Source organism: Kitasatospora cystarginea (genome assembly GCF_039533515.1).
Lineage (GTDB): Bacteria > Actinomycetota > Actinomycetes > Streptomycetales > Streptomycetaceae > Kitasatospora > Kitasatospora cystarginea.
Genome location: NZ_BAAATR010000006.1, coordinates 225,800 through 251,102 on the forward strand (window position 1 = coordinate 225,800; position 25,303 = coordinate 251,102).

Genomic DNA, 25,303 nt, shown 5'->3' on the forward strand with positions numbered 1-25,303 from the left:
TGAACCCGGCACCTGCTCCCTGCCGACCGGAGCCCGGTCAGTCGGTGCCCCGGTACCGGTCGATCACCGAGGTGAACCGGCCGGTCATCGTCCGGCTGCCCGGCACTCCCCCGAACGACAGGTAGTCCAGCGCGACCTTGCAGCTCACCGTCACGCTCACGGTGGTGAGTTGGCCCGTCGGAGTGTCGATCGTGCCGTACTCGACCGGGGCTGTTTCGGCGTCGCTACACGGCACCCGCTGGTCCCGGAACACCTCCTGTGCCGCGTCCTGCGCCGCCTGCCGCGCGCCCTCGGGGCTCCGGGCGAGCGAGGCCGCGCGGGCGCCGGAACGCGCTGCCGCATCCACTACCCCGCCGGTGGTCTGAATACGCCCGGCCACCACGGCGATCATCACGAAGAGCACCACCGCTGGGATGATCAGGGCCGCCTCGACCGCGACGCTCCCCCGGTCCGTTCCCCGGCTCACGGCCGGCCCCCCTGCGGGACGAACTTCTCCCGCGGGGCGGTGACCTGGCGGTCGATGGTCATCCCGGACATCCCGGGCAGCAGGCTCTGCGCCCGGACGGAGACGCGCAGGCTGAACATCTGCGCGTCCCCGCCGGGGACCACCTCCACCGGCTCGGCCAGCGCGCCCTGCCGGTCCAGGAAGTCCGTGGCCCGCCGGACGGCCAGGGTCGGCGTACCCCCCGTGATCCGGCCCGCCTCCGCGCCCTCCCTGGCGGCGGTGAGCGCGGCCTGGCTCGCGTACCACCACAGGGCGGCCTGCACCACGAGCACCACCGTCGCCAGCACCGCGGGGAAGACGATGGCCAGGCTGAGCGTCATCGCCCCCAGGTCGGAGCGAGTACGGCGCCCAGGCGGGGCCTTGCGAACCGAGGGGGTCCCCCCGGCCGGAGGCTGGGGGCGGCGTGCCGGTGCCGTGAGGGAGGAGCGAGGAAGCGACCGACGGAGGAGGGAGTGCGGGAGCAGGGGGCACCTCCCAGCCGACAAGGCTGGGGGAGACTGTCGGCGCCGGGTCGGAGCGCCCGGAGGCGAGTGAGAAGTCACGTCGGGTTCGGCACATCGATCGGGGTGTCGTTGACCTTGTTCTTGACCTTCCCGGCGAGGCTGTAGAGCACGCCCACGATGATCCCCGCGACCACCACCAACCCGACCACCGCCAGGGCCAGTTCGATGGTGATCGCTCCCCGGTCGCCGGCCGCGCGGGCGGCGCGGGCCCGGCCCAGCCGGTAGTGGACGAGCACGGACATGGCGAGTTGCACCGGCAGCAGCATGGGCAGCAGCAGTGCCGCGAGTAGGTTCCGGATTCGGTTCATGGTCGCTGGTCTCCCAGGGAAGTGGCGGGCGGCTAGACAACGTTGAGCATCTGGTAGAGGGCGGGGAAGACGATCAGCGCCGTCATCAGCAGGGTGAGCACCGAGCCGGGCGCGACCATCCGTTCGCTGTCGGTGTTGGCGGCGGCCAGTTCCTCCGCCAGCAGTTCGCCGCGCAGGCTCTTCGCCCGGGCGCGCAGGGTGTCGTACACGGCGGCGCCGTCGGTGCCCGAGATGCGCATGATGTCGGCGACGTCCTGCATGGCGGTGAGGCCGAGTTCGACCGCGAGCGCGTCCAGCCCCTCCCAGGGCGGCAGTCGGTCGGTGGTGGCGCGCTCCAGCGCGTCCCGGATCCGGCGGAAGACGGTGCCCCGGCCCACCGCGGCGGCCCGCCGCAGCGCCTCGGCGGGGCCGCAGTCGGCGGCCCGCTCCAGGGCGACCAGCTCCAGGTAGGCGACCAGGCCGTGCAGGTACTCGGTCCTGGCCTCCTTGGCCTCACCCGCCACGATGGCGTCCGGCACCAACCAGCCGAGCAGTGCGAGCGCCGGGCCGAGCAGCAGCGGCGCGGCCACCGGCAGGTCGATCCCGAGCACCAGCGCCATCGCCGAGAAGTACCCGGGCAGCAGCAGCCCGATCAGCGCGAACAGCAGCTTGTGCGCCATGAAGCGGGCCGGCGTGCGGCCGATCAGCGCCAGTTGCTGGCGCGGGATCCGGGTGCCGGGCAGGCCGAGCGAGCGCTCACCGACCCGGTCGTACCAGGAGCGCTGGTCCTCGCCGCGCACCGCCTGCTCGGCCGGCACCCGGTGCAGCCGGTCCAGGGCCTGCCCCAGATCCGGTGGGGCGGGCCGGAGTTCGGCGACGAGCAGGGCGATGCCGCCGGCCGCCGCGGCACCGGCGAGGACGGCCCAGGGCGAGATCACCGTGCCTCCTTCAACAACGGGTCGGCGAGCTCCTCGGGTTCGCCGCCGGGCAGTCGGCCCGCCTTGCTGCGCCGGTCCGCCTCCAGCAGGCGGGGCGGCGGGGTGTGCCGGGCGAGCGAACGCATCCAGCCGATCACCAGGACGAAGACGGCCGAGACCACCCCGAGCACCAGCTGGCCGACGAAGGTCCCGTACGGCGCGGTGTAGTCGGTGTTGAAGGAGCCGGCCGCCAGGACGCCCACGATGATGGCGACCAGCCAGCGGATGGTGGTGCGGTGCTTGGCCCGGTCCGCCTCGATCGCCCGCCGCTGGCGGACCTCCTCGCGGACCGACTCGGCCAGGTCGGCCAGCGCCCGGGCCAGCCCCGGGCCGCTGTCCCCGGAGCGCAGCACCAGCGCGGCCAGCACCTTGTCGGCGGTGGCGTCGGCGAGGCTGTCGGCGAAGGCCCGCAGCGCGTCCTCCGGACGCCATCGGGACTGCAGCCGGGCCGCCAGCTCGGCGATCTCGCTCTCCAGGGCGGGCGGCGCGGTACGACGGCTGGTCAGGATCGCCTGGTTCAGCCCGACCCCGAGCAGCAGCACGTCGGCCAGCCGCTGGGTCCACTCGGAGAGCGCCTCCAGCCGCTCGATCCGGCGGGTGTCCGAGCGGGTGGCGTCGAAGAGCCAGGGCAGGCCGAAGACGGCGAGCGGCACCAGCAGGGCGGTGAGCGGGATCCCGGTGAACAGCCAGGCGCACGGCGCGCCGATCAGGGAGAGTGCGGTCTGGATCCGGCGCAGCCTGGCGACCTGGGCGCTCGGGCTGCCCGGCGCGCCGTACCAGAAGGTGTGCAGCCGCCCGCCCAGCGGGTTGCGGTCCACCTCCTCGGGAGCGCCGCCCAGCAGACCGGCCACCAGTGCGACCGCGCCGCCCGCCACCAGCAGGCCGCAGAGGACGAAGAGCAGCATCACCGCAGGCCCCCGATCCGCAGCGCCAGCGGGGCGCCCCAACTCCCGTAGGGGTTCTGGAGCAGTGCGGCGTCGAAGCCGGCCCGCCGCAGGTCGTCGACGCAAGCGGGCGGGGTGTGCGGCACGGCGCGGGGCTCGCCGTGCTCGGGCCGGGGTCCGAAGACGGTGTTCATCGCGGGGCGGCCGTTCTCGCCGAGGCCGGTGACCTCTAGGACGTGGGAGACGAAGCGGTGCCTGCGGCCGCCGACGGCGGTCTCGTCGACCATGGCGACGTGCACGATCAGGTCCACGGCGTTGGCGGTGAGGCGGTAGGCGAGGCTGTCGGTCATGTGTGCGCCGTACTCCAGGCAGAGTTCGGCGATCCGGTCCACCACCATGTGCGGCCCGCGGGCGTGCAGGGTGCACATCGAGCCGCCCTCGCCGTTGGTCATCACCCGCAGCATCGGGACCACCTCGCCGGAGCGGACCTCGCCGACGATGATCCGCGACAGCGTCATCCGCAGTGCGGCCGGGATCAGTTCACCGATGGTCAGCTCGCCCGCGATCCGGCCGTCCACCCGCTCGCCGTTGCCCTCGCGGGCCTCCATCGGGACCACCTGGCGCAGATGGCCGAGGGTGTGCAGCCAGAGCTCGAACTCCGACTCCAGGGTGCCGATCCGCTCGTCCGGCGGGATCTCGGCGGCCATCGCGCGCAGCAGGCTGGTCTTGCCCACGCCCTGGGTGCCGGTGATCATCACGTTCTTCCTGGCCCGGATCGCGGCGGCCAGGAAGGCGGCCAAAGTGTTGTCCAGGGTGCCGAGTTGGACCAGGTCGGCGAGGGTGGCGGAGGCCACCCGGTGGCGCCGGATCGCAACGTACGGGCGCGGCGTGACCCCGGTCATCGCCTGCAGGCGCATCCCGCCCTCCAGACGCAGCGCCAGCGTCGGGCTGGCGGTGGAGAGGCTGCGCTCGCCGCCGCCGTGCTGGCGGGCCAGGTCCTGCAGCAGCTCGACGAGTTCCTCGTCGGTGTCGGCCACCGGTGGCACCTGGCGCAGGGGTTGGTGGACCCTCGAGACCCAGACGTCGTCGCAGCCGTTGATCAGGATGTTCTCGATCTCGGGGTCGTCCAGGTAGGGCTGCAGCCGGCCGGCCCGGAACAGCAGGTCGTAGACGGCCTCGGCGAGCGCCCGGTCCTGCTCCCGGGTCGGCGGGATGCCGTGGGTCTGGGCGTACGCGTCGGACCAGCGGGCGACCGCCTCCTCGATCAGCGCACGCCCGCGCTGGCGCCGGGTCGCCCGGTCCGCCTCCAGGCCCGAGCCGTCGGCCAGCCGGGAGAGCTGCTGGTGCAGTTCGGCGGCGACCTGGCGCTTGAGCTCGCGGGCGACCTGCGGATCGATCGCGGGCCGTGCGGCGACCGGCTCCAGCGCGGGCGCGCCCGATCCGCGGACCGGCCCGGGGGTGAACCGGCCGGCGGGCGCCGCGCTCGGCGCCACGGGCTGAGGCACCACGGGGGGACGCGCCACGGGCGGAGGCGTCGTCACCGGCTGGGCGGTGGCGGCGGTCCAGGGCAGCGCGGCCGGGTCCACCGCACCGCCCGGGCTCTGGTGCAGCGGGCTACCGCGCACGGAGCACCTCCCCGTACGCCGACTGCTGCGGGGGCTGCGGCTGGAACGGCGCGGGGGCGGGCGGCTGCGGCACGTACGGTGCGGGCGCAGGCCCCGGGACGGGCCCGAGGCAGGCCGCCGGGCGCGCTTCGGGGGCGGCCGGGTCCTGGACCGGTGCCGGCGGCTGCCCGGCCGGCTGGAACTGCCCGCCGTACTGGCCGGGTTGCCCGGGCGGGAAGGGCTGCGCCGGCTGCGCGAGCGGGAAGGGCTGCTGCACTGGCTGACCGGGAGGAACGGGCTGCGCCGACTGCCCGAGCGGGAAGGGCTGCATCGGTGGGGTCGGCCGGTCCGTCGGGCCGAGCGGGGCGGGCGCCGGGGCGAGCCGTGCGCGCCGACGGCGGATCAGCTGCTGGATCCGGTCGGCCGCCGACCTGGCGGTGCGCATCAGCTCCGAGCGGATGAACCGCCGGTCGGTGGCGTCACCACCGTCGGAGAGCACCCGCGCGATCCGCGGCGCGTACGGGAGCAGCCCGAGCGAGGGCAGCGCGAACTGCCGGGAGACTTCGGTCTCCGGGTACGGGCCCTCGGCCACCAGCAGCAGTCCCAGCGCGTCAGCTCCGGTGCCGGAGGTGTCCAGATCCTCACGCAGCGCCGCCAGCCGGGGGCGGGCGGCGCTCAGGCCGCGCAGGGTGGTGCGCATCGTCACGGCGACCACGTCGGCCCGCCGGGCGAGCACCGCTCCGGCCCCGGACGCACCGGAACGGCCGAGGTCCAGGATCACGTCGTAGCCCTGCGGCTCCAGCCCGTGCAGCATCTCGACCAGCGGTTCCCAGGTGTAGGCGAGGCCGGGCGCCTGCGCGGGGTCGGTCAGTCCGGGCAGCAGCAGCCGCTCGCCGGTGCCGGCCGGGGAGAGGTCGATCAGCTGCTCCCACAGGCTCTGGGCGAGCAGTCCGCGCCGGTCGGCGACGGCGAGGTTGCGCAGCCCGTACACGGCCTCCACCCGGCCCTCCAGCGCGCCGGCCAGCACCGCACCGCCGTCCGGGTCGCACTCGACCAGCATGATCCGCCGGCCGGGCTGCAGCGGCCAGGCCAGCAGCAGGGCGAGCGCACCGGTGGTGGCGCCCGGCGCGCCGGGGCCGCCGGCCACGGCGACGACGGCCATCAGTTGCCACCCCCGGCCGCGTTCGGTGCCGTGCCGCCGGTGGACGGCGCGCCGGACAGGGCTGCGGACGGGCCGGTGGACGAGCCCGTGGACGGACCGTTGGACGAGCCGTTGGACGAGCCGTTGGACGAGCCGTCGGACGGCGCCTGCGCGGCGGGTGCGGCCGCCCGCGGCGCCAGGATGACCTGGAACTTGCCGCCGGCCACCCAGGCGGCCAGCCGCGGCCCGTCGGCGGGCGGTACGGCGACGTCGACCACCTGGCCGCCGTCCGAGTCCACCCGGCCGACCGTGACCACGGTGGCGGCCAGGGTGTCCGGGGTCCGGGTGGTCCCGCCCTGGTTCGCCTGGTCCACGGTGGCGACGACCAGCACCCGCAGACCGGGCTCCAGCCTGGTGGCGGGCAGCTGCGAGCGCTTGGCCGCCACGCCGACGATCTGCTGACCGGGCTCCACCGCCGGGTCGGCGGTGACGTCGGCCTTGAGCAGCAGCGCGCCCCTGCGCAGATCGGTGGTGGCGCGCAGCCCGATGGTGCGCGCCCGATCCCTGGCGTCCAGCGGGCGCAGCGCCGGGTCCCCGGCGATCCTGGCGACCACCACGTCGTCGGCGGTCAGCGCCTGCCCCATCGGAACGTCATGTGCCAGGGCCAGTACGGCGATCCGCTGGCCGGTGCTGTTGTAGAGCACCGCGCCGCCGAGTCCGCCCGCTGCGATCAGCGCCACCGCCATGGCGAGCACGGCCGGCCTGCGCCGCCGGGCGCGCAGGGTGCGCGGCGGCGTGTGCGGCACCGCGCGCGCCGGTTCGGGCACGAGGGCGGCGGTGCCGGGGCTCGGCGCCGCGAAGGTTCGGTTCTCCACCGGACTACGGCCTTTCGTACGGGGGTCTGTGCGGCACTCTGCGGCCGGCTGGTCAGTTGAGGACCTGGACCTCGCCGACCCGCAACGGGAGCGGCTGGTCGCCGGTGACCGGGTAGTCGAACGCGAACACCTTCTCGCCGGTACCGCTGATCTGGGCGTTCACCTTCCAGTTCAGGGTGGCGGTCAGGTAGTACCGGCCATCCTGCTGGGTGGCCGAGCCGGTCCGGTACACATGGCCGCAGTCGGGCGAGGGCGAGCCCCCGGCATCCGCGTGGTACGGGGTCCCGGCCGACGCGCAGGACACGGTCGAGCCGTCACCGGTGTCCCAGGTCACGCTGTCCAGCGTGACGGTGACGGTGACACTGGTCTGCCGCCCCTTGGCCGTGGCGCTCAACGGCCCGACGGTGGCGTCGTTGCGGTCGTACCAGAGCCACACCGGAACCCCGACCACGGCGGTGCCGGTCGGCGCGGCGCGCAGTTGCGGCGCGGCCAGCCGGACCTCCTTCAGCGCCTTCAGCCCAAGGTCGTACGGCCGGTCCGGCGGGGGCTCGCCGCCGGGCGGCTGCGCGAAGAACATCGGCGGCTTGGGCGTCAGGTTCCCGTCCGTGCCACGGCAGTTGACCTCGTAGACCGCGCCCTGGGACGGATCGCGGCCGCCCCACGACGCGTCACCGGCGGGCGGCTGCGGGCTCATCCGGTGGTAGTAGCACCCGTCCGAGGAGCTGAACCAGCCCAGCATGTCGTCCCAGCACGGCCACTGCTGCCCGTTCCAGCTGCACATCTGCTCCCCGCTGCCGCCGCTGCCGCCGCTGCCGGTGCTGCCGCCGCTCCCGCCACCGCCGGTGGTACCGCCACCGGGCTCGGTGATGACGATGCAGATGTCACGCGAGGCACAAGGTCCGACGACGCCGCCCGGATCGTCCGCGAACGCCGGGGAGATCGTCGCGGCGATCATTCCGAGTAATGCGGCGATCCGAACCACCGTTCTCCGAGCGGACTTCAGCATGTTCGGTCCACCTCTCGCTTGAAGTCGACGATCATCCAACGCCCGTTCGTTCTACGGAGACCAGCCGTGGCGGGGTAGCGCGAAAACCGCTGTTTCGGATCCCTCAGCGCCTTCGTCGCCGCGTCCGCCTGATGCCAGTCGCTGACGTCGAGGCAGTCCTCGATCGACGCGGTCTGCGGATCGGAGGCGAGGTCGATCGCCTTCACCACCGGCGAGTTGTGCGGACTTCCGATCATCACCAGTTTGGTTTCGTGCAGTTGGTGAAGGCTGGCGACCGCCTCACTCAGCGCGAGTCCGGTGGAATAGACCTGCAGCTGGGAACCGTCGGAACCGGACTGCGCGAAAGCCGCGGTCTGCGCGTCCCACCAGTCCTGATACGCCCTCAGAACCACCCGGCCGACCGCCCCTTCCGGCCCCTCGGTGGGCGCCACCGAGTCCGGATTCGAACCACTCGAAGGAGCTACCGGCGCCACAGTCGCAACACTGGCCCCAGGATTGGCGAGCCGATCGACGGAACCCGCCGAGCCGCTACCGCCGCACGCGGCTAGAACCGCCAGCAGAACCACGCCACCGACCCCAACAACCCCAGGGCGCAAGACATTTCCGTGCTGCCGCATCGCCCCACCTCATCGCGACCGGCCCCACACGTTGCCTTGGCCGCCAGAAGACATCCGCTGTCCCGCACTGCTGCTCCGGGGCATCGATTCTTCGCCACCCGCCCCTTCGCGGCAACACCTCGGGCCCTCTGACCTTACGCGGAAGGCGGATCCGTTGGGCCACTTTCTCGCCACAGAACCGCCAACAGTTCTTCGGAAAGCGACAATCCGGCCAATGCGCCCCGCACCGCGGCCCGATTGCGCATCAGCAGGCGTCCGTTCTGGCCAGGAACAAGCAGTCGAACACCCCCCGGTCCCGCCCCCGGCCCCAACTCGGCCTCCACCGCAGGCTGGAGCTCGGCGGGCCCGACGGCGGCGGGCGCGCCGGGTACACCGTGCTCCAGTACCCCCGCCAGCGCCCACGCGAAGGAGCCCTCCCCCCCGGGGAGTACGGCGTCCCGCCCGCGCCGTCCGCCGGCGAACCGTCCGACCCGCCCCCACAGCGGCACCCGGGAGTGCGCGAACAGCTCACCCACGCCGTCGTCCCCGTCGCGCTCCAGTGCCGCCCACGCCTCCCGGTCGGCGACCACGTCCACCAGCAGCATGGTGTCCGCGGCCTCGCCGTGGACCATGGTGCTGACCACCCAGTCCCAGGCCAGCCCGCGCCGGTAGGCGTTGTCCGACGTGCTTCCAGCCGTGACCAGCGCCAGCCGCCGGCCGCGCGGATCGGCCACCAACTGGCCGACCAGGCAGACCAGCAGCCAGCGCGAGGGTCTGAGCGCCGCCACCCGCAGCGCAGTGAGCATGGCGTTGGCGTCCGCGTCCGGCGGCACCAGGGTCACCCGGCAGCCCCGGGTACCGGCGTCGAAGCAGCGCCCGGGCAACGTCTCGGCGAGCAGCCTGGCCCCCTCCGCCGCCCGTGCCGAGGCGCCGTGGGCCCGTTCGGGCCCTCCGTTCGCTCCGATCACCACCAGTTCGATGCCGCCGCCCATTCGCACCGCCCCCTCCCCCCTGACGCCGCCCGCACACCGACCAGCCACCGCATCCGCTCAGTCGACCGGCCGTCCAACGGACCGGCCGGTGCACCCGCCGTCGCCACGACCGGTCGGCGCCGAGCCGCCCCGCGACCACCGCGTGCCTGCCCCGGACCGCACCAGCTTGGACCACCACCGACCGCCAGGACCACCGCCGACGACCGCCGATCAGCGCCGACCACGGACGATCACCAGGGCCGCCGCCGACGGCCGGGCCACCGCCGACAAGCTATCGCTGCCGCTCCCCGCACACCGGCGGCGTCGCCCGCGCGGACCGGCCCCGCCGCTTACGACCGGGAATCGACGCAGCTCAGCCACCACGGCACCGGTGAGACCGAGAGCCGCGGCGGCAGCGGAGGCGCCTTGCGCCGCAACGACCTGACGACTCCCGGACGGTCCGGTACCCGCGCCCGCCCGGCACCTGTGCCCGCCGGACTGGTGGTGCATACCGGGCGCGCGCCGCCCACCGCGCTCCCCGCGGCCTCCCGACACCTCCTGAAGCCGCGTGCCGCGGCCTCACCACAGGCCCGTCGCAGGCCCACTTCCGACCGACTCCTGACAGGTGACTTCCGAGTAGGCATACTCTGCGGAACCGGAGTCCAGCCAGCAGCACCCCCACAGGAGCACGTTGTGACGACCTTCGCCTCGCTCGCCGACCTGACCGCGGCCGTCGGCACCGAACTCGGCACCAGCGAGTGGCACATCATCGACCAGGACCGGGTGAACCTGTTCGCGGAGGCGACCGGCGACCACCAGTGGATCCACGTCGACCCCGACCGCGCCAAGGACAGCCCGTTCGGCGGCACCATCGCACACGGCTACCTGACGCTCTCGCTGATCCCGGTGCTGGCGAAGGAGTGCTACAGCGTCGACGGCGTCCGGATGGCGCTCAACTACGGTTCGGAGAAGGTGCGTTTCCCCGCGCCGCTGCCCGTCGGCACGGCGGTCCGGGCGACGGCCCAGCTGCTCTCGGCCGCCGAGGTCCCCGGCGGTGTCCAGGCGGTGGTCCGCTACACCATCAGCAGCGAGACCAGCGCCAAGCCGCACTGCGTGGCCGAGGCCATCACCCGCTTCTACACGGCCTGAGCCAGGCGCGCGACCCGGATCCGCGTACGCCGTCCGGGCCCACGCGCCCCGCGCACAACTCTGCCCACACGCGCCCGCGTGCCCCATACCCGCAGCGCCCGCAACCCCCCGAGGCCCAAAGCGCCGGCGTACCCGCAGCGCCCGGTTCCCCAAAGAGTCCCGCGCGCACCAGCACACGCGCCGCACCCGCACACCTGCAGTACCCGCGCACCTGCCGTACCACCGCATAACCAGCGCACACGCACCCGCCCCACACCCATCCGCGCACACCCCCGGCGCCCGCCCTCGCCACGGGCGCTCCCGGCCCATCCCGAGGCGGCAGTTGGCGCATCCGCTCGGATCCGGACCAGGTCCACCGAACGGCGTGCTCACTCCCCCGTTCACCGGGTTCGACGGCCGCCGGAACGGTAAGGTCCGGTCAGATGCCTGTCGTACGGCAGCGGGCACCCGAGCCCCTGCCGTACGACTCCTCCCGCGCGTCCGCGCCGCCGCGAGCGCGCGTTGTTGCGTGCCCATGGAGGTGCTGTGCCCAGCTCCGTCTCCTGGATCTCCCGGTTCACCACTCTGACCACGCAGCTCGGCACCGGCACCGGCACCGGCCTCGGCCCCGGCCTCTCCCCACTCCGCGAACTGCCCCGCACCGCCTGGCGCAGGCTCCGCACCGACGCCTTCGGCGCAGAACCCGCCGGCGAGCGGCTGGCCAGGATCCTCGCCTCACCGAACTTCACCGACGGCGCCTTCCGGAACCCCGTACCGACCAGGCGGCTGGTCTACGACCGCTCCCCCCTGGAGATCACCCACTCCCAGCTGACCGCCAACCGCCCGCGCCGGGTCCCGGCCGCCGCCGTGCCGCTGCACCGGCTGCGGCCGGCCGAACTGGCCGAGCCACCCGCCTCCGGGCTGCGGCTGACCTGGCTGGGCCACGCCACCGTGCTGGCCGAGCTGGACGGCCGCCGGGTGCTGTTCGACCCGGTCTGGGGCGAGCGCTGTTCACCGTTCAGCTGGACCGGCCCCCGGCGGCTGCACCCGGTGCCCGTCCCGCTGGCCGGGCTCGGCCCGGTGGACGTGGTGGTCATCTCGCACGACCACTACGACCACCTGGACATGGACACCGTCCGGGCCCTGAGCCGCTCCAGCGCGGTCTTCGCCGCCCCGCTCGGCGTCGGCGCGCACCTGGAGCACTGGGGGGTGCCGGCCGACCGGATCGTGGAGCTGGACTGGTGGGAGTCGGCCGAGGTGGCCGGCCTCGCCCTCACCGCCGTGCCCGCCCGCCACTACTGCAGCCGCGGCCCGAAGACCAGCCCATACCTGCTCTGGGCCTCCTGGGCGGTGGCCGGTCCCGGGCACCGGGTCTTCCACAGCGGCGACACCGGCTCCTTCCCCGGCTTCGCCGAGATCGGCCGCCGACTCGGACCGTTCGACGCGACGATGGTGCAGATCGGCGCGTACAGCGACTTCTGGCCTGAGGTGCACATGACGCCCGAGGAGGGCGTCCGGGCCCACCTCGACCTGGGCGGACGGCTGATGCTCCCGATCCACTGGTGCACCTTCAACCTCGCCCCGCACCCCTGGGAGGAGCCCGCCGAACGCACGGTCGCCGCGGCCCACGCCCTCGGCGCCCGGCTCGCCGTCCCCGTCCCCGGCCGCCCCTTCGAACCCGCCGAGGCCCCGCCGCTGAGGCTGTGGTGGCGGGCGGTCGCGGCGATGCCCAGGGGGGCCGAACCGCTGCTCCCCGAACCCGGCACCCCGGTCGGCGGCCGGACCGCCGAGGGCGACGAAGTCGCCGTCTGACCCCCGCTCCCCGCCGCACCGCCCGGTGGCTGCCACGATCGGGGAACATTTCTGTAACTCGTTCCACCTGATGTGGCAGGCTCCCGGTAACCCAGGTCACACCGCCAACCGGCCCCGGTCTGCCACTATGTGCGGGTGACCGACGCCATCTCACAGGACTCTCCGGACCCGGGCACGCCGGGTTCGTTCATCGAGCTGCTCCGGATTGAGCAGCTGGACAAGAACCTGTTCCGGGGCAGCTGCCACGCCGGGGCGCCCACCCGCACCTTCGGCGGCCAGGTGGCGGCGCAGGCGCTCACCGCTGCCGGACGGACGGTGAACCCGGCCCGGGCGGTGCACTCCCTGCACGGGTACTTCCTGCGGCCCGGCGACCCGCAGCGCCCGATCGAGTACGAGGTGGACCGGGTCCGCGACGGGTTCTCTTACGCCACCCGGCGGGTGACGGCGATCCAGCAGGGCGAGGCGATCTTCACGCTCTCCGCCTCCTTCAAACTCCCCGAGGAGGCGGGCACCCGGCAGCGCACCATGCCTCCGGTTCCGGGCCCCGAGGAACTGCCGGACCCCTTCCCGCTCTGGGCCGAACAGGCCCCCGAGGACTACGCCCGCAGCGGCTTCCGCTCGCTCGACATGCGCTTCGTCCCGGCCGACGCCCCCGGCGTACCGCCCGAACTCCCCGGTGTGCCGCAGCAGTTCGTCTGGCTCCGGGCGGGCACCCCGCTCCCGGCCGACGACCCGCTGGTCCAGGTCTGCGCGCTCACCTACCTGTCCGACCTGACGCTCGCCCCGACCGCGGCACTGCACGTCCAGCCGCACCGGCTGCAGCGCTCCGGCCCGCCCCGGGTCATGCTCGCCTCGCTGGACCACGCGATGTGGTTCCACCGGCCGTTCCGCGCGGACGACTGGCTGCTGTTCGCGCAGCGCAGCCCGTCCGCCTCGGACGGACGCGGGCTCAGCCTCGGCGAGTTCTACAACCGGGACGGCGAACTGGTCGCCTCCGCGGTGCAGGAGGCCCTGCTCCGCGAACTGCAGCCGCAGCCCCCACGGCCGTAGCGGCCGCCCCGGGCGCACCTCCCGGACCGGCAGTGCGCTGATCAGGCGTCGTTCGCTCCCGAGTGGCCGCCCCGTATCATGGTGCGGGTGACCAAGGTTGACCTGTCACCACGGCCGATCGAAGCGATGTCGCCCCGTCAGCTCGAACGCCGCCGGAATCTGCTCTCGGCGGCCCTCGCGCTGGTGAACGAGACCGGCGTCGAGCGCCTGCAGATGAAGCAGGTCTCCGAACGCTCGGGGGTCGCGCTCGGCACCGCCTACCGGTACTTCTCCTCCAAGGACCACCTGCTCGCCGCCGCGATCGCCGACTGGCACCGCATGCTGCTCGCCGACCTGGTGGCCGAACTGCGCGGCCCCAGGGCCGGGCTCACCGGCACCGACCGGGTGGTCCGGTTCGTCCGGCACGGCATGCGGGCGTACCAGCGCCAGCCCCAGCTGGCCCGGCTGCGGGTGTCGGTCGCGGCCTCCACCGACCCGTTCGCGAGCGAGGCGCTGCAGAGCCTGGTCCGGGCCGACGACGCGGCGCTGAACGCGGTGATGGCCCAGGTCCCGCCCGGTGCGGGCGATGTGGTCCGGCACATCGTCGGCCACGCCTGGCAGGGCGAGCTGACGGCCTGGGTGACCGGCCGCACCACCCTCGACGACGCCCGCCGCCGGCTGGAGGACGTCGTCCGTCTGGTCCTCACACCCTACGAAGCGGCCTGAGACCGACCGGCTCGGGGAACCGCCCGGCCGGCCGCCTCGCCACCGTCCGCGCTCCACGCCCGACGCGGAACGGCGGGCAGGGCCGAAGCCCCACCCGCCGTCAGCGGCCCGCGGCGTCAGACGCCGCTGCCCACCTGCCTCCGCCCGCCGCCCAGGTGCCCCCGGGACCGCGCGTGCCGCCGGTCGGACCCGCTCACCACGTGCGGACCGGCCCCGACGGGCAGCTCCGCCGGCCAGGCGGCGACCGGGTTGCCGATCCACCGGGTACCGTCCGGCATCGACTCACCGCTCATCACCAGCGAGGCGGCGCCGACCGAGACCCCGCTCCCCAGGCTGGAGCCGGGCAGCGTGATGGAGTGCGGGCCGGTGGTGGCCCCGGCGCCGACGTGCACGGTGTCCAGGCGCATCACCCGGTCGTGGAACAGGTGCGTCTGCAGCACCGTCCCGCGGTTGATGCTCGCGCCGTCCTCGATCGCGATCAGGTCGGTCTCCGGCAGCCAGTGCGTCTCGCACCAGACCCCGCGCCCGACCCGGGTGCCCAGCGAGCGCAGCCACACGTTGAGGAACGGCGTACCGATGATCGCCTGGCCCAGCCAGGGCATCGCCAGCTCCTCGACGAAGGTGTCGTACAGCTCGTTGCGCCACACGAAGTGCGACCAGAGCGGGTGTTCACCCGTCCTGAACCGGCCCACCAGCACCCACTTGGCCAGCGTGGTGGTGATCAGCGCCGCGATCCCGGCTCCTATCAGCACCAGTCCGCCGCACGCGGCGGCCGCAGCCCGGCCGTCCCGGTCGATCACCTCCTGGAGCGCGCCGAAGGCCAGGTCGCCGAGGAAGGCGACCAACAGCACCGGCACCAGTCGGCACAGTTCCACCGCGCCGCGGGCGAGCATCAGCCGCCGCGGCGGGTCGTAGGTGTGCGCCAGGTCACCGGTGCGGGCCACCCGGGGCAGCGAGAAGCCGGGGCGCCCCAGCCAGGAGGAGCCGGGTTCGGCGTGCGCCGGCGTGTCGGAGAGCACGCCGACCAGCGAGTTGTCGGGCAGCGTGCGGCCCGGGCCGACGATGCCGGAGTTGCCGACGAAGCTGCGCCGGCCGACCTTCGAGGGTCCGACCCGCAGCCAGCCGCCGCGTACCTCGAACGGCGCGACCAGGGTGTCGTCGGCGAGGAAGGCCCCGTCGTCCACCCGCATCAGGCCGGGCAGCGCCAGCACCGTGGACGCCTCCACCCGCCGGCCGATCCGGGCGCCGAGCAGCCGGAGCCAGACCGGGGTGAAGAGCGAGGCGTAGAAGGGGAACAGCGACCTGCGCGCGGTGTCCATCAAACGGGTGACGACCCATGAGGCCCACGCCACCCGGCCGAGTGACGGGTGGTGTCCCGGCTTGATCATCAGACCGCACAGCCGGACCGCACCGATCAGCAGCAGCGAGTAGCAGAGCAGCGAGATCAGCACCGCGAGCGGGGTCACCAGCATCAGCTGGATCATCGCCGCGTAGAGGGTGCGGTCCTTGTCGAGCATGGACAGCACCAGGGCCAGCGCGGGCAGCGCGGCGACCAGCGGCATCAGACCGAAGCCGATCAGACTCACCGCGTACACCGCGTTCCACAGCCGGGAGCGGCGGTGCACGGGCAGCGGCCAGCCGGTGCCGGCCGGGCCCGCGTCGGTCATCGGACGGGCCGGGGAGCCGTGCCACTGCTGGTTCGCGGCGACCTCGCCGACGACGCAGCTGCCGGGCGCGACGTCCGCGTGGTCGCCCACCACGGCACCGGGCATCAGCGTGCTGCGGGTGCCGACCCGGGCACCACGGCCGATCTCGACCCCGCCCAGGTGCAGCACGTCGCCGTCCAGCCACCAGCCGGCCAGGTCGACCTCCGGCTCGATGCTGGCGCCGGAGCCGAACCGGGCGAGGCCGGTCACCGGCGGCATGGTGTGCAGGTGCACGTCCTCGCCGACCCGGCAGCCGAGCAGCCGCGCGTACCGGCCGGCCCACGGGGTGCCGATCACCGAGGCGACGTTGAAGGAGGCCACCACCCGTTCGGCGGTCCACAGCCGCAGGTGGACCGAGCCGCCCCGGGGGTAGCTGCCGGGCCGCAGTCCGGCGGTGAGCAGCCGGGCGGCACTCGCCCCGGTCACCAGCCGTCCGGCCGCGCTGTAGAGCACCACCCAGCCGGTGATGATCAGCCACCACGGCGTGTGGGGTGCCCAGGCGAGCTTGTGTCCGGCCAGGCTGGTGAGCCCGGCGAGGTTGTCGAGCGCGGCCAGGGCCAGCACCCAGCGAAGGCCGCTGACGGTGAACAGCAGGGTGAGGACGGCCAGTTGGACCGCTCCGGCGCGGCGCGGGGTCGGTCGGACGATGCGTTCCTCGCGTGGCGGGCCGCCGAGCTCGTCCAGCCTGGCGGCCTGGGCGAGCAGCGTGGGCTGGGCGTAGATGTCGGCGACGGACACCGCCGGGTAGCGGGTGCGCAGCACCGAGACCAGCTTGGCGGCCGCGATGCTGGTGCCGCCGAGGGAGAAGAAGTCGCTGTCCCCGGAGACCGGCAGGCCGAGCAGGTCCTGCCACTGCTGGGCCAGCCAGCCGGCCGTGCCGGTCGGGGCGGGCCCGGTGGGCGCGGCGGTCTGGGTGACGCCGGCCAGCGGCCAGGGCAGGGCGTTGCGGTCGACCTTGCCGGAGGTCTTGGTCGGCAGGTCGTCCACCAGGGCGAGTAGCGGGACCAGTGCCTGGGGCAGCCGGTCCAGCAGTGCCACCCGGGCGGCGGCGGTGTCGAACGGGGTGCCGGGGCCGCCGTCGGGGACGAGGTAGCCGACCAGCACCTGGCCGCCGGCCGGGGTGTTGCGGACGGCCGCGGCGGCGGCGCGTACGCCGGGCAGCGCCTGCAGCGCGGCGTCGACCTCGCCGAGTTCGATCCGGCGTCCGGACAGCTTGACCTGCTCGTCGGCCCGGCCGACGAAGACCAGTCCCTCGGGGTCGGCGCGGACCAGGTCGCCGCTGCGGTAGACCCGGGAGCTGTGCAGGTAGGGGCTGTCGACGAACTTCTCGGCGTCCTTGGCCGGATCCAGGTAGCGGGCGGTGCCGACGCCGCCGATCAGCAGTTCACCGGTCTCGTTCCAGGCGACCGGCTTGCCCTGTTCGTCCACGACCGCGAGTTCCCAGCCGTCCAGCGGGGCGCCGATGCGCACCGGCTGACCGGGGGTCATCAGTGCGGCACAGGCGACCACGGTGGTTTCGGTGGGGCCGTAGGTGTTCCACAGCTCGCGGTGCGGGGCGGCCAGCCGGTGGACCAGTTCCTCCGGGCACGCCTCGCCGCCCAGGATCAGCAGCCGGACCCGCTCCAGGTACTCGGTCGGCCAGAGCGCGACCAGGGTGGGCACGGTGGAGACCACGGTGATCTGACGTTCGACCAGCCAGGGGCCGAGGTCGGCACCGGCCCGCACCAGCGCCCGCGGTGCGGGCACCAGGCAGGCGGCATGACGCCACGCGAGCCACATCTCCTCGCAGGAGGCGTCGAAGGCGACCGAGAGCCCGGCGAGCACCCGGTCGCCGGGGGTGAGCGGGCGGCCTCGCAGGAACAGCCTGGCCTCCGCGTCGACGAAGGCCGCGGCCGAGCGGTGGGTGACCGCAACGCCCTTGGGGCGCCCGGTGGTCCCGGAGGTGAATATGATCCAGGCGTCGTCCTCCGGGGTCGGTCTGCCGGGGCGTCCGCCGGGGCGTCTGCGTGCGTCGGTGGTGATCGCCAGACCCTCGCCCAGCACGGCGCAGACCCCGGCGTCCGCCCAGACCATCTCGGCGCGCTCGTCCGGGTCGTCCGCGTCGACGGGTACGTAGGCCGCGCCGGTGCGCAGCGTCGCGAGGATCGCGATGTAGAGATCGGCCGTTCCCGAGGGGACGCGCACGCCGACCCGGTCTCCTCGGCCGATGCCGAGGGACGCCAGGCGGCCTGCCAGCGCGTCAACCTGCTCCAGCAGCGACCGGTAGTCGAGTACCGCGGCACCCGCGTCCAGCGCGGGTGCGTCCGGGTACGCCTGGGCGGCGGCCTCGATCACCTCGATCAGGGTCCGTGCGGGGGCGGCCGGGATCACCGGCCACAGCGCCCCGCCCGCCAGTCCGGGTGTGGTCCCGGACGGCGGCAGACTCAAGTCCGCTACTTCACGTGATTCCATCAACCTGCTCTTCGGTCTCGTGGACTGCGGCTCTTCCAACGGCGGCTACGGACCGTACACGGCCAGTGCCCCGTTTCATGAGGCTAGACGCACCGTCATGCCGAACCGTTCGCCGAGGCCGTCTGTTCATCAAAGTCTCATGGACGTTAAGGACTACTCACAGATTGCGACCGGCGAGGCGAGGCACCTTACCAGTCGTTATGGGCAGGTCACGGCACGTGGTCTAGACAATGATCACGGGGTGGCGCACGACGGCGCCGAAGAGGTAGCCCTCCCGGTTGGCGGCGGCCGCGCGGGGCTGACTGTTTCCCCTTCGGTCACCGGCGCGCGCCACCAGCGTGTACCGGCCCGGGTATTCGGGCCGCCAGTCGAAGCTCCAGCGCGTCCAGGCGGTGCTCTCGGGCCCGTCCAGCAGCCTGGCGCGGCGCCAGTTCAGGCCGCCGTCACAGCTCACCTCGACCCACTCGACCGGTGCTTCGCCGGACCAGGAGCGCCCGTAAAGCCGGTGACGTTCCCCCAGCGCGAGCATCGCGCCCCGGGCCAGCTCGAATGCGCTCTTGACCACCTGTCCGGTGAGCGGCTCCCCGCCCTCCGGCGGATGGCCGGGGCCGAACATCCGGTAGATCTCGGTGTTCCACGGCGAGTACAGCGGTTCGGCCGAGACCTCGATGGTGCCGACCCACTTGATCGAGGCGATCCCGACCCAGCCCGGCACCACCAGCCGCAGCGGTGCGCCGTGGTCGGGGGTGAGCGGCGCGCCGTTCATCTCGTACGCCAGCAGGACGTCGTCGAGTGCCTTGGCGACCGGCAGCGGCCGGCGGACCCGGCCCAGGTTCCGGCCGTCGGAGGTGACGTAGTCGGGGTCGAGTCCGATCGGCATCACGTCGACCGCTTCGGGGCGCAGCCCGGCCAGCCGCAGCACCTCTGAGAGCCGCACCCCGCGCCAGCGGGCGACCCCGATGCCGCCGAGCCTCCAGGGGGTACCGGGGACGGCCTGGTGCTGCTGGGCGGTGAAGAAGCTGCGGCCGTTGCCCGCGCACTCGATCGCCGCGGTGTACGAGGTGGCCGGCAGCCGCCGGAGTGCGGCGAGGTCGAACTCGACGGCGGGCCCGTCCAGTCCGCTGCCGGTGAGGGTGAGCCGCCACCGGTCGGGGTCGATGAGCGGGGTGCCGGTGTGGTTGCGGACGAAGAACCGCCCGGTGGGGGTGTGGAAGCCGGTACCGCCCTCGCGCAGGGCGTCCCAGCGCATCTCGGCGTTGGTCTCGTGCAGGACGAACCACTCGGGCGGCAGCGGCTTGACGATCCCGGGCAGCCCGGCGGCCGACTCCCGTTCGCCCTGCGGGAGTTCCTCGCCGCAGTGGCCCTGTCGCACACGATCGTTCTCGAACCGGTCCATCGGTCGCTTCCTTCCGGTCGGATGGGAGGAGAGGAGGCGTGTCCGCAAGCGCCCGCGGGGTGTCCGGGCGCCTGTTAGCGCCGTGTCATGCTCCGGATGATAGGGCGGCGCCGAACGACCCGGACAGCGGTCGGCTTGACCTTGACACAGGTGTCAACCTCTACCGTCCCCAGTGACGGCACCACTCACCGGCAGCCCCGGGCGCCACGCCCGACGGACCATCAAGGAACACTCCATGGCAGCAAACACGCTCTCCAGGATCACCCGGGGCACCGGCCCCGCACTCGTCCTCGCACACGGCGCGGGCGGCGGCGCCGAGGCGAACTGGGGCACCCTCATCGGCCCGCTCGCCGAGCACTACTCCGTGATCGCCCCGGACTACCCGGGCTCCGGCGGCAGCCCGGTCGAGGAGGGCCCGCTCGACCTGGACGACCTCGCCGACCGGGTGGTCGCGACGGCCGTCGAGGAGGGGCACGACTCCTTCGACCTGGTCGGATTCTCACTCGGCGCGGCGGTCTCGGTCCGGGCCGCCGCCCGGCACCCCGGGCGCGTGCGTTCGCTGGTACTGGTGGCCGGCGTGGCGGAGGCGACGTCGCACGTCCGCCTGGTGGTCGACGCGTTGCTGGCGGCGGAGCGGCTCAGCCCGGAACTGTGGGGCAGGTTCAACCTCGCCTTCGCGTTCGGCTCGGAATGGATCAACCGGCACTCGCCGGCCGAACTCACCCTCCTGGCAAAGGCGGTGGCCGCGGGCACTCCGGCCGGCCTGCGGCAGCAGTTCGAACTGGTCACCACCGTGGACGTCAGCGGCGACCTGGCCGGGATCACCGTGCCGACCCTGGTGATCAGTGCCACCGCGGACACCCTCTCCGTCCCGGCGCAGCACCGGAGGTTCGCCGAGCGGATACCGGGCGCCCGGCTCCTCGAACTCGCCTCCGGCCACCTGGTCACCGTCGAACGCGGACCCGAACTGCTGGCCGCCGTCCAGGACTTCCTCGCCGCACGACACCGGTGACCGCAGCACCGGCGACCCCGCCGACCACCCGGAACAACCGGTCCCGGGGCCGCGTTGCACCCGGTATGCGCATCGGAGAACTCTCCCGCCTGACCGAGGTCTCGACCCGGCTGCTGCGGTACTACGAGCAGCAGGGGCTGCTCCACTCCGAGCGGACTCCGGGCGGGTACCGGGAGTACGGGGCGGACGCCCAGGTGCGGGTCCGTCAGATCCGGGGCCTGCTGGCGGCCGGCCTCTCCACCAAGGTCATCGCCGAGATCCTCCCGTGCGCCACCGGCCCGCTGCCCGCCCTGGAGGCCTGCCCCGACCTGCTGGCCACCCTGCGAGTCGAACTCGCCGACCTCGACGGCCGGATCGAGACCCTGACGCAGAGCCGCGAGGCCCTGGCCGCCTACCTGGCCACCGCCCGCCCAGCCGCCGTCCCGTACGCGGCCTGAGCCCACCCGCCGAGTGGGCTCCTGCCTCACTCGATGCGGGGCCCTCGGCGCACGCCCCGGCACGCCGCCCGCGGGGCGCGGTCGGCGGGCGGTGTGCCGGACGGCGCATGACAGTGAGCCGGACGGCTCGGGTGGGGCGCCTCATCCGTCCGAGTGAAAGGGGAGCTCATCCGTCCGGGTGAACTACGCGCATCCGGCACCGGACCGCCGGGCACCACAACTCCCGTACCCCGCCAGGCCGGACGGCGCCCACCAGGGCTGGTCACACAACGCAATCCAGCATTACAGACAGTCAGATCAGTGGCATGCTGGCCGACGCGCACCACCCGTCCGAGCTGCCGAGAAGGCCCGCACGATGTCCTTACGAGCGTCCGTGTCCTTACGAGCGTCCGTACTGCCGCGCTCGACCCGCCTGCCGGGCCCCTCGCGAACAGCCGAACAGCCACCCGCCCCCACCCGCCTCCCCGGCCGCGCGGCAGTCGCCGCCGACCGGGCCGTCCGCGCCCACCTGGCCCTCGCCACCGTCGCGGCCTGCGCCCTCGGCCAGGCCCTGCCCGAGGCGGCCGCCGCGCTCCGGCACTGCCACCCGGTGCCCTGGGTCAAACCGCCGCCGCTCGGCATGACCCAGCAGTTGCTGGCCGCCTGTGTCCCACGGCTGCTGCGCGGCCGCCGGCGCCGCGCCCGCGCACCGCACGGTCCGGGCGGGCGGGACGGCCACCGGCGAGTGCGCCGCCTTCACCCTCCGAACGGTCGGCACGGCTTCCGCGACCCCGGCCGGCGGCGCCGCAGCCGTCGCCCGCAGGCCACTCACCCACCCGTCACCTGCCCAGATGTCCCGACGCCGAGCCCCCGCCCAGACTTCACCCGGCCGTAGTCACCGTTTAACACCTCCCTGGAATGCTCTCCGACATGAACGCTCAGCCGACCTCGGCCTCCCAGGCCCTCTCCCCGGACCGCTTCCCGCTCCCCCAGCGGCACCGCCGGATCCTCGCCTGCGCCGCCGTCGCCGCCTCGATCGCCCTGGGCAGCCTCGGGGTGGCCGCCACCGTCGAGACCGTCCGCCAGGACACCCTCGCCATCAGCGCCCCGGCCCGCTGAACCCGCCCTTCCCGGCAACGGCCTCGAGCGGGCCCTCCACACAGCAGGCCCAACCGGCCCCGGGGCGCGCCGGCCGACCGGCGCAACCCATCCCGGCCCCGCCGCCTGCGGGCTGCTCCCGGCCTCCGGCCCGTGGGATCCCTCCCAACGGGCGCGGGGCGGCCCCCGCACCACCACGCTCCGATCCGCCGCACCGCAGATCACGCCACGGCCCGCCACGTCATCTGGACGGCGCCGCCGTCAGACGGTCAGCTCCTGCTGGGCCTCCGACGCCGGCCGGGAGTGCCGCCCCGATCCCGGCCCCCACTGGACCTCCAGGGGAGGGGCATAGCGCGCGGCCGGCGCCCGCAGCAGCCAGGCCCGCCCGGCCGGAGCGATCAGCTGCATCCGGTACAGCAGATCGAGCGCGTCCCGCCGGAAACCCGCCAGGTCGGCCAGGTAGTCGCGATGCCATCCCGCCGCCAGGCCGTACTCGTCCGTGATGTCGCCCAGCGCACCGTCTATCAGCGCGTCGGGGATCAGTACCGCCGGGGGCGCCGACTCCTCCGGCAGCGGACGCAGCTCCTCCACCAGGCGCTCGACCAGCAGCAGGGCGGCCTGCGCCAGCGTCCCGCTGCCCGGAAGGGCGAGGTCGGTGAGCTCGTCGGCCGGATCCAGCAGGGCGACGCCCTCGGCCCTGACCTCCGCCTCCAGGCCGAGGAAGTCGGCGAACAGCTCGGCCTCCGCCCACTGGTGCTCCAGCAGCCAGGCCCGCTCCTCGGCGCCGAGCTCGTCCAGCAGCACCACCGGGGTCTCGGCGAGCCGCCGCCGCACGGCGAGGGCCGGACCGTCGGCGGGCGGTGCGGCCAACGGACCGAGGGCACGAGCAAGTCCCCGGTCGGCCAGCGGAGCGTCGTCCTCACCCCAGGTCAAAACCCGCCAGCGATCGAGCAGTTGGCGAACCTCGGGCTGCTCCACCTGGGCCGGCCTGCCGTCGGCGAGCGCGTCGAGCGCCCGTACCAGAGCGGCGTACCCGGCCGGTCCGAAACCCGGCAGTCCGCGCCCCGGCAGCCCGGCCTTGTGCAGCCGGGCGTAGGAGTGACCGATGGTCAGGGGGTAACCGAGCACCGTGAGGAATCGTTCCGCCAGCCAGTCCGCATGACGGCGGACCAGCGGAAATCCCGCCGCGTGCGGGCCGTTCGCCGTCACCAGCGGATGTGCCGCCAACAGCCGGGCAGCGGTGCGCCGTTCGACCGCCACCTCCTGCGGGGTGCTACCAGGCGAATGCTCGGGCTTGCGGTGCCGGCCGCGCCTCGCCGGGACGGCGGGCGGCAGCGCGTCGGCGGCGATCCGCCTCGCCCGGCGCGGCCCCTGGGCCGGCCGCCCCGCACGGGACCTGAGCCCGACCGGGAGCCGCACACTCGGCCCGTGCCACCAGCTCGTCCCCGCCCCCGCGGCCCGCCCGCTCTCCAGTACACCACCGAAGTGCCGCGCGCCGTAAAGCCCGTAGGCCGCCGTGAACAGATCATGCGCCGCAACCGGGTCGGCCACCGCCAACTGCACCGCAAGCTGCTCCGCCCTGCCGCCGGCCCCGGCCGCGTCAGCCGGAGCAGCCGTCACCACGGGTACCGGGCCGGGTATGTCGGCAGGCGCGTCGGCGATGAGCTGCCCCGCTCCCACCCCGCGCCCGCCTGCCAGACCACCGGACGCCTCTTCGACGCCGGTCGTGTACTCGCGCTGCTCCATGTCGCACACAAGACTAGACGGTGGGTGAGGCCCCTCGTGGCACCATCCGGCCAGGCCGGACGATTCGACCCCGACGCCGGGTGGCCGGGACGCGGCAATATCCTACGCGCCGGTAACAACCCCTTCCGCAGGCCGCCCGCCGTCGCCTATCGTCCAGGACGTGCCGAATCCGCCCCGTGTGCTCCCGTGGTCGATATCGACATCTGCCCTGCTCACCGTCGCGCGGGACGCCTCGCCGCGACCCCGCCCGGACGGCGTCGGTCCCGCCGCGCCGAGCTGCTGCTCCCCGACAGCGCCGCTGGTCCGGCTTCGACCCCTCGCCCGGCGGTCCGGCCGCCCACCGCGCACGCACGCCGTCGGCCGCCGCCAGGAGCGACACACCGCCCGGGGCAGCCACCCGGACAGCGGACTCGACGGCAGCCGTACCCTGCGGCTCAGGACAACTGGCACATCGGCCTCGGCTCCCGTCGGACCGCTCCCCGGGATGACGGGCAGTCCGGACGGCTCCGCCCCGCTCCGGGCAGCCGTCCGCCGGAGTGCCCCGACCGCCCGGGACGCCGCCGCAGCCGGCTGCCGGGGCGGCCACGCCCGCCATCCCACCAAGGGTCCCGGCTGGAAGCCGACCCCGACCGACCGCCTGGAGGCCACCCCCGTATGACCATCATTCGACGCCTGCGCTCCGCCCACGGCCTGCTCGGCACCCTCGCCGCCACCTCGGCCACCCACCTCGGCGCCATCGCCACCGGCGCGAACACGCCGCGGCTCGCCACCAAACCCGCGCTGATGCCGCTGCTCGCCGCGCACACGCTGGCCCGGGCCGAGCGGACCCCGCGACTGCTCACCTCGGCGCTGGTCGCCAGCACCGGCGGCGACGTACTGCTCCAGGTCGGCAACGACACCGCCTTCCTGGCCGGAATGGGCTCCTTCGCGGCCGCCCATGTCTGCTACGTCACGATGTTCGTCAAGCAGGGCGCGCTGAACGACCGTCGGCGCACGGTGCTGATCGCGGGAGCCTACGCGGCGGCCTGGGCGACCATGGTGAGTCAGCTCTGGCCCGGCCTGGGCGAGCTGAGAATCCCGGTCGCGGTCTACAGCCTGCTGCTGGCCTCCACCGCGGTGACCTCCGCCGGCCTCAACTGGCGGACTGGTCTGGGCGGGGCCCTGTTCCTGCTCTCGGACAGCCTGATCGCCACTCAGCTGGCGGGCTGGCGGGAGCTGCCCGGACACGAGTTCTGGATCATGGCGACCTATATCGCGGCCCAGTACCTGCTGGCCGTCGGCACCCTGCACGCCCAGGCCGCCGACTCGCCGGAGCCCGCCGACACGGCCGGCACCACGAAGGGCACGCCCTACCGGGCCCGGACGCGGCTCAGCGCCCCGGTGCACTTCCCGGGGCGCTGAGCCGAACGGTCCCGTCGGCCGGAGGCCGGCGGT

The 25,303-nt window shown here is 74.1% G+C and carries 24 protein-coding genes; 10 read left to right on the plus strand and 14 right to left on the minus strand.

Features of this window, described 5'->3' with window-relative positions; genetic code table 11:
- Positions 1-37 precede the first annotated feature (37 nt).
- The 11 genes from ABD369_RS09950 to ABD369_RS10000 all read right to left on the minus strand — a co-directional run bounded on the left by ABD369_RS09950 (position 38) and on the right by ABD369_RS10000 (position 9,370).
- Entirely contained in the window at positions 38-466 is a 429-nt protein-coding gene (locus ABD369_RS09950; RefSeq protein WP_344635915.1) for a TadE family protein, read from the minus strand.
- Positions 463-825, minus strand: a complete 363-nt coding sequence (locus tag ABD369_RS09955) for a TadE/TadG family type IV pilus assembly protein (protein WP_344635916.1) — start codon at positions 823-825, stop codon at positions 463-465. The genes ABD369_RS09950 and ABD369_RS09955 overlap by 4 nt, the downstream gene beginning before the upstream one ends.
- Before the next feature lie 218 nt (positions 826-1,043).
- Positions 1,044-1,316 (minus strand): hypothetical protein, encoded by a 273-nt coding sequence (locus ABD369_RS09960; protein ID WP_344635917.1) that lies wholly within the window; start codon positions 1,314-1,316, stop codon positions 1,044-1,046.
- A 32-nt stretch (positions 1,317-1,348) separates the two neighbouring features.
- Positions 1,349-2,233, minus strand: a complete 885-nt coding sequence (locus tag ABD369_RS09965) for a hypothetical protein (protein ID WP_344635918.1) — start codon at positions 2,231-2,233, stop codon at positions 1,349-1,351.
- Positions 2,230-3,177 carry a type II secretion system F family protein gene (locus ABD369_RS09970; protein ID WP_344635919.1) on the minus strand — a complete coding sequence of 316 codons (948 nt, stop codon included), beginning with the start codon at positions 3,175-3,177 and terminating at the stop codon, positions 2,230-2,232. Before ABD369_RS09970 ends, ABD369_RS09965 begins: the two co-directional genes overlap by 4 nt.
- Positions 3,177-4,781 (minus strand): TadA family conjugal transfer-associated ATPase, encoded by a 1,605-nt coding sequence (locus tag ABD369_RS09975; RefSeq protein ID WP_344635920.1) that lies wholly within the window; start codon positions 4,779-4,781, stop codon positions 3,177-3,179. Before ABD369_RS09975 ends, ABD369_RS09970 begins: the two co-directional genes overlap by 1 nt.
- Positions 4,771-5,922 carry a CpaE-like family protein gene (locus ABD369_RS09980; RefSeq protein WP_344635921.1) on the minus strand — a complete coding sequence of 384 codons (1,152 nt, stop codon included), beginning with the start codon at positions 5,920-5,922 and terminating at the stop codon, positions 4,771-4,773. The genes ABD369_RS09975 and ABD369_RS09980 overlap by 11 nt, the downstream gene beginning before the upstream one ends.
- Positions 5,922-6,776, minus strand: a complete 855-nt coding sequence (locus ABD369_RS09985; RefSeq protein WP_344635922.1) for an SAF domain-containing protein — start codon at positions 6,774-6,776, stop codon at positions 5,922-5,924. The genes ABD369_RS09980 and ABD369_RS09985 overlap by 1 nt, the downstream gene beginning before the upstream one ends.
- Before the next feature lie 52 nt (positions 6,777-6,828).
- Entirely contained in the window at positions 6,829-7,782 is a 954-nt protein-coding gene (locus tag ABD369_RS09990; RefSeq protein ID WP_344635923.1) for a hypothetical protein, read from the minus strand.
- Complete coding sequence (locus tag ABD369_RS09995) at positions 7,776-8,213, minus strand: hypothetical protein (RefSeq protein WP_344635924.1); 438 nt, start codon at positions 8,211-8,213, stop codon at positions 7,776-7,778. Before ABD369_RS09995 ends, ABD369_RS09990 begins: the two co-directional genes overlap by 7 nt.
- Before the next feature lie 320 nt (positions 8,214-8,533).
- Entirely contained in the window at positions 8,534-9,370 is an 837-nt protein-coding gene (locus ABD369_RS10000) for a hypothetical protein (RefSeq protein WP_344635925.1), read from the minus strand.
- 672 nt (positions 9,371-10,042) lie between these two features.
- Here ABD369_RS10000 and ABD369_RS10005 point away from each other — a divergent pair.
- From ABD369_RS10005 to ABD369_RS10020, 4 genes are all read left to right on the plus strand, one after another.
- Positions 10,043-10,498 (plus strand): MaoC family dehydratase, encoded by a 456-nt coding sequence (locus ABD369_RS10005; RefSeq protein WP_344635926.1) that lies wholly within the window; start codon positions 10,043-10,045, stop codon positions 10,496-10,498.
- A 630-nt stretch (positions 10,499-11,128) separates the two neighbouring features.
- Positions 11,129-12,289, plus strand: a complete 1,161-nt coding sequence (locus tag ABD369_RS10010) for an MBL fold metallo-hydrolase (protein WP_344635971.1) — start codon at positions 11,129-11,131, stop codon at positions 12,287-12,289.
- A 135-nt stretch (positions 12,290-12,424) separates the two neighbouring features.
- On the plus strand, positions 12,425-13,339 hold the full coding sequence (locus ABD369_RS10015) for an acyl-CoA thioesterase (RefSeq protein WP_344635927.1): 915 nt from the start codon (positions 12,425-12,427) through the stop codon (positions 13,337-13,339).
- 87 nt (positions 13,340-13,426) lie between these two features.
- Positions 13,427-14,044: a TetR/AcrR family transcriptional regulator gene (locus ABD369_RS10020; protein ID WP_344635928.1), complete on the plus strand. Its 618-nt coding sequence runs from the start codon at positions 13,427-13,429 to the stop codon at positions 14,042-14,044.
- A 116-nt stretch (positions 14,045-14,160) separates the two neighbouring features.
- On the opposite strand, the gene ABD369_RS10025 is transcribed toward ABD369_RS10020, so the two are convergent.
- Both ABD369_RS10025 and ABD369_RS10030 read right to left on the minus strand, forming a co-directional pair.
- On the minus strand, positions 14,161-18,201 hold the full coding sequence (locus ABD369_RS10025; protein ID WP_344635929.1) for a Pls/PosA family non-ribosomal peptide synthetase: 4,041 nt from the start codon (positions 18,199-18,201) through the stop codon (positions 14,161-14,163).
- A gap of 223 nt (positions 18,202-18,424) precedes the next feature.
- A complete protein-coding gene (locus ABD369_RS10030; RefSeq protein WP_344635930.1) occupies positions 18,425-19,597 on the minus strand; it encodes a sulfite oxidase in 1,173 nt (390 codons plus the stop codon).
- A gap of 235 nt (positions 19,598-19,832) precedes the next feature.
- On the opposite strand from ABD369_RS10030, the gene ABD369_RS10035 reads away from it, so the two are divergent.
- The 4 genes from ABD369_RS10035 (at position 19,833) to ABD369_RS10050 (ending at position 22,144) form a co-directional block, all read left to right on the plus strand.
- A complete protein-coding gene (locus ABD369_RS10035; protein ID WP_344635931.1) occupies positions 19,833-20,609 on the plus strand; it encodes an alpha/beta fold hydrolase in 777 nt (258 codons plus the stop codon).
- Positions 20,610-20,674: 65 nt separating this feature from the next.
- Positions 20,675-21,046: a MerR family transcriptional regulator gene (locus ABD369_RS10040; RefSeq protein ID WP_344635932.1), complete on the plus strand. Its 372-nt coding sequence runs from the start codon at positions 20,675-20,677 to the stop codon at positions 21,044-21,046.
- Positions 21,047-21,419: 373 nt separating this feature from the next.
- Complete coding sequence (locus tag ABD369_RS10045) at positions 21,420-21,920, plus strand: hypothetical protein (protein WP_344635933.1); 501 nt, start codon at positions 21,420-21,422, stop codon at positions 21,918-21,920.
- 35 nt (positions 21,921-21,955) lie between these two features.
- Positions 21,956-22,144, plus strand: coding sequence for a hypothetical protein (locus ABD369_RS10050; protein WP_344635934.1), 189 nt, complete (start codon positions 21,956-21,958; stop codon positions 22,142-22,144).
- Positions 22,145-22,384: 240 nt separating this feature from the next.
- Here the strand turns inward: ABD369_RS10050 and ABD369_RS10055 are convergent, their stop codons facing one another.
- Positions 22,385-23,869: a DUF2398 family protein gene (locus ABD369_RS10055; RefSeq protein WP_344635935.1), complete on the minus strand. Its 1,485-nt coding sequence runs from the start codon at positions 23,867-23,869 to the stop codon at positions 22,385-22,387.
- A gap of 484 nt (positions 23,870-24,353) precedes the next feature.
- Between ABD369_RS10055 and ABD369_RS10060 the strand changes: the two genes are divergently transcribed.
- A complete protein-coding gene (locus ABD369_RS10060) occupies positions 24,354-24,527 on the plus strand; it encodes a hypothetical protein (protein WP_344635936.1) in 174 nt (57 codons plus the stop codon).
- Entirely contained in the window at positions 24,524-25,270 is a 747-nt protein-coding gene (locus ABD369_RS10065; RefSeq protein WP_344635937.1) for a lysoplasmalogenase, read from the plus strand. The genes ABD369_RS10060 and ABD369_RS10065 overlap by 4 nt, the downstream gene beginning before the upstream one ends.
- The last annotated feature ends 33 nt before the right edge of the window (positions 25,271-25,303 follow it).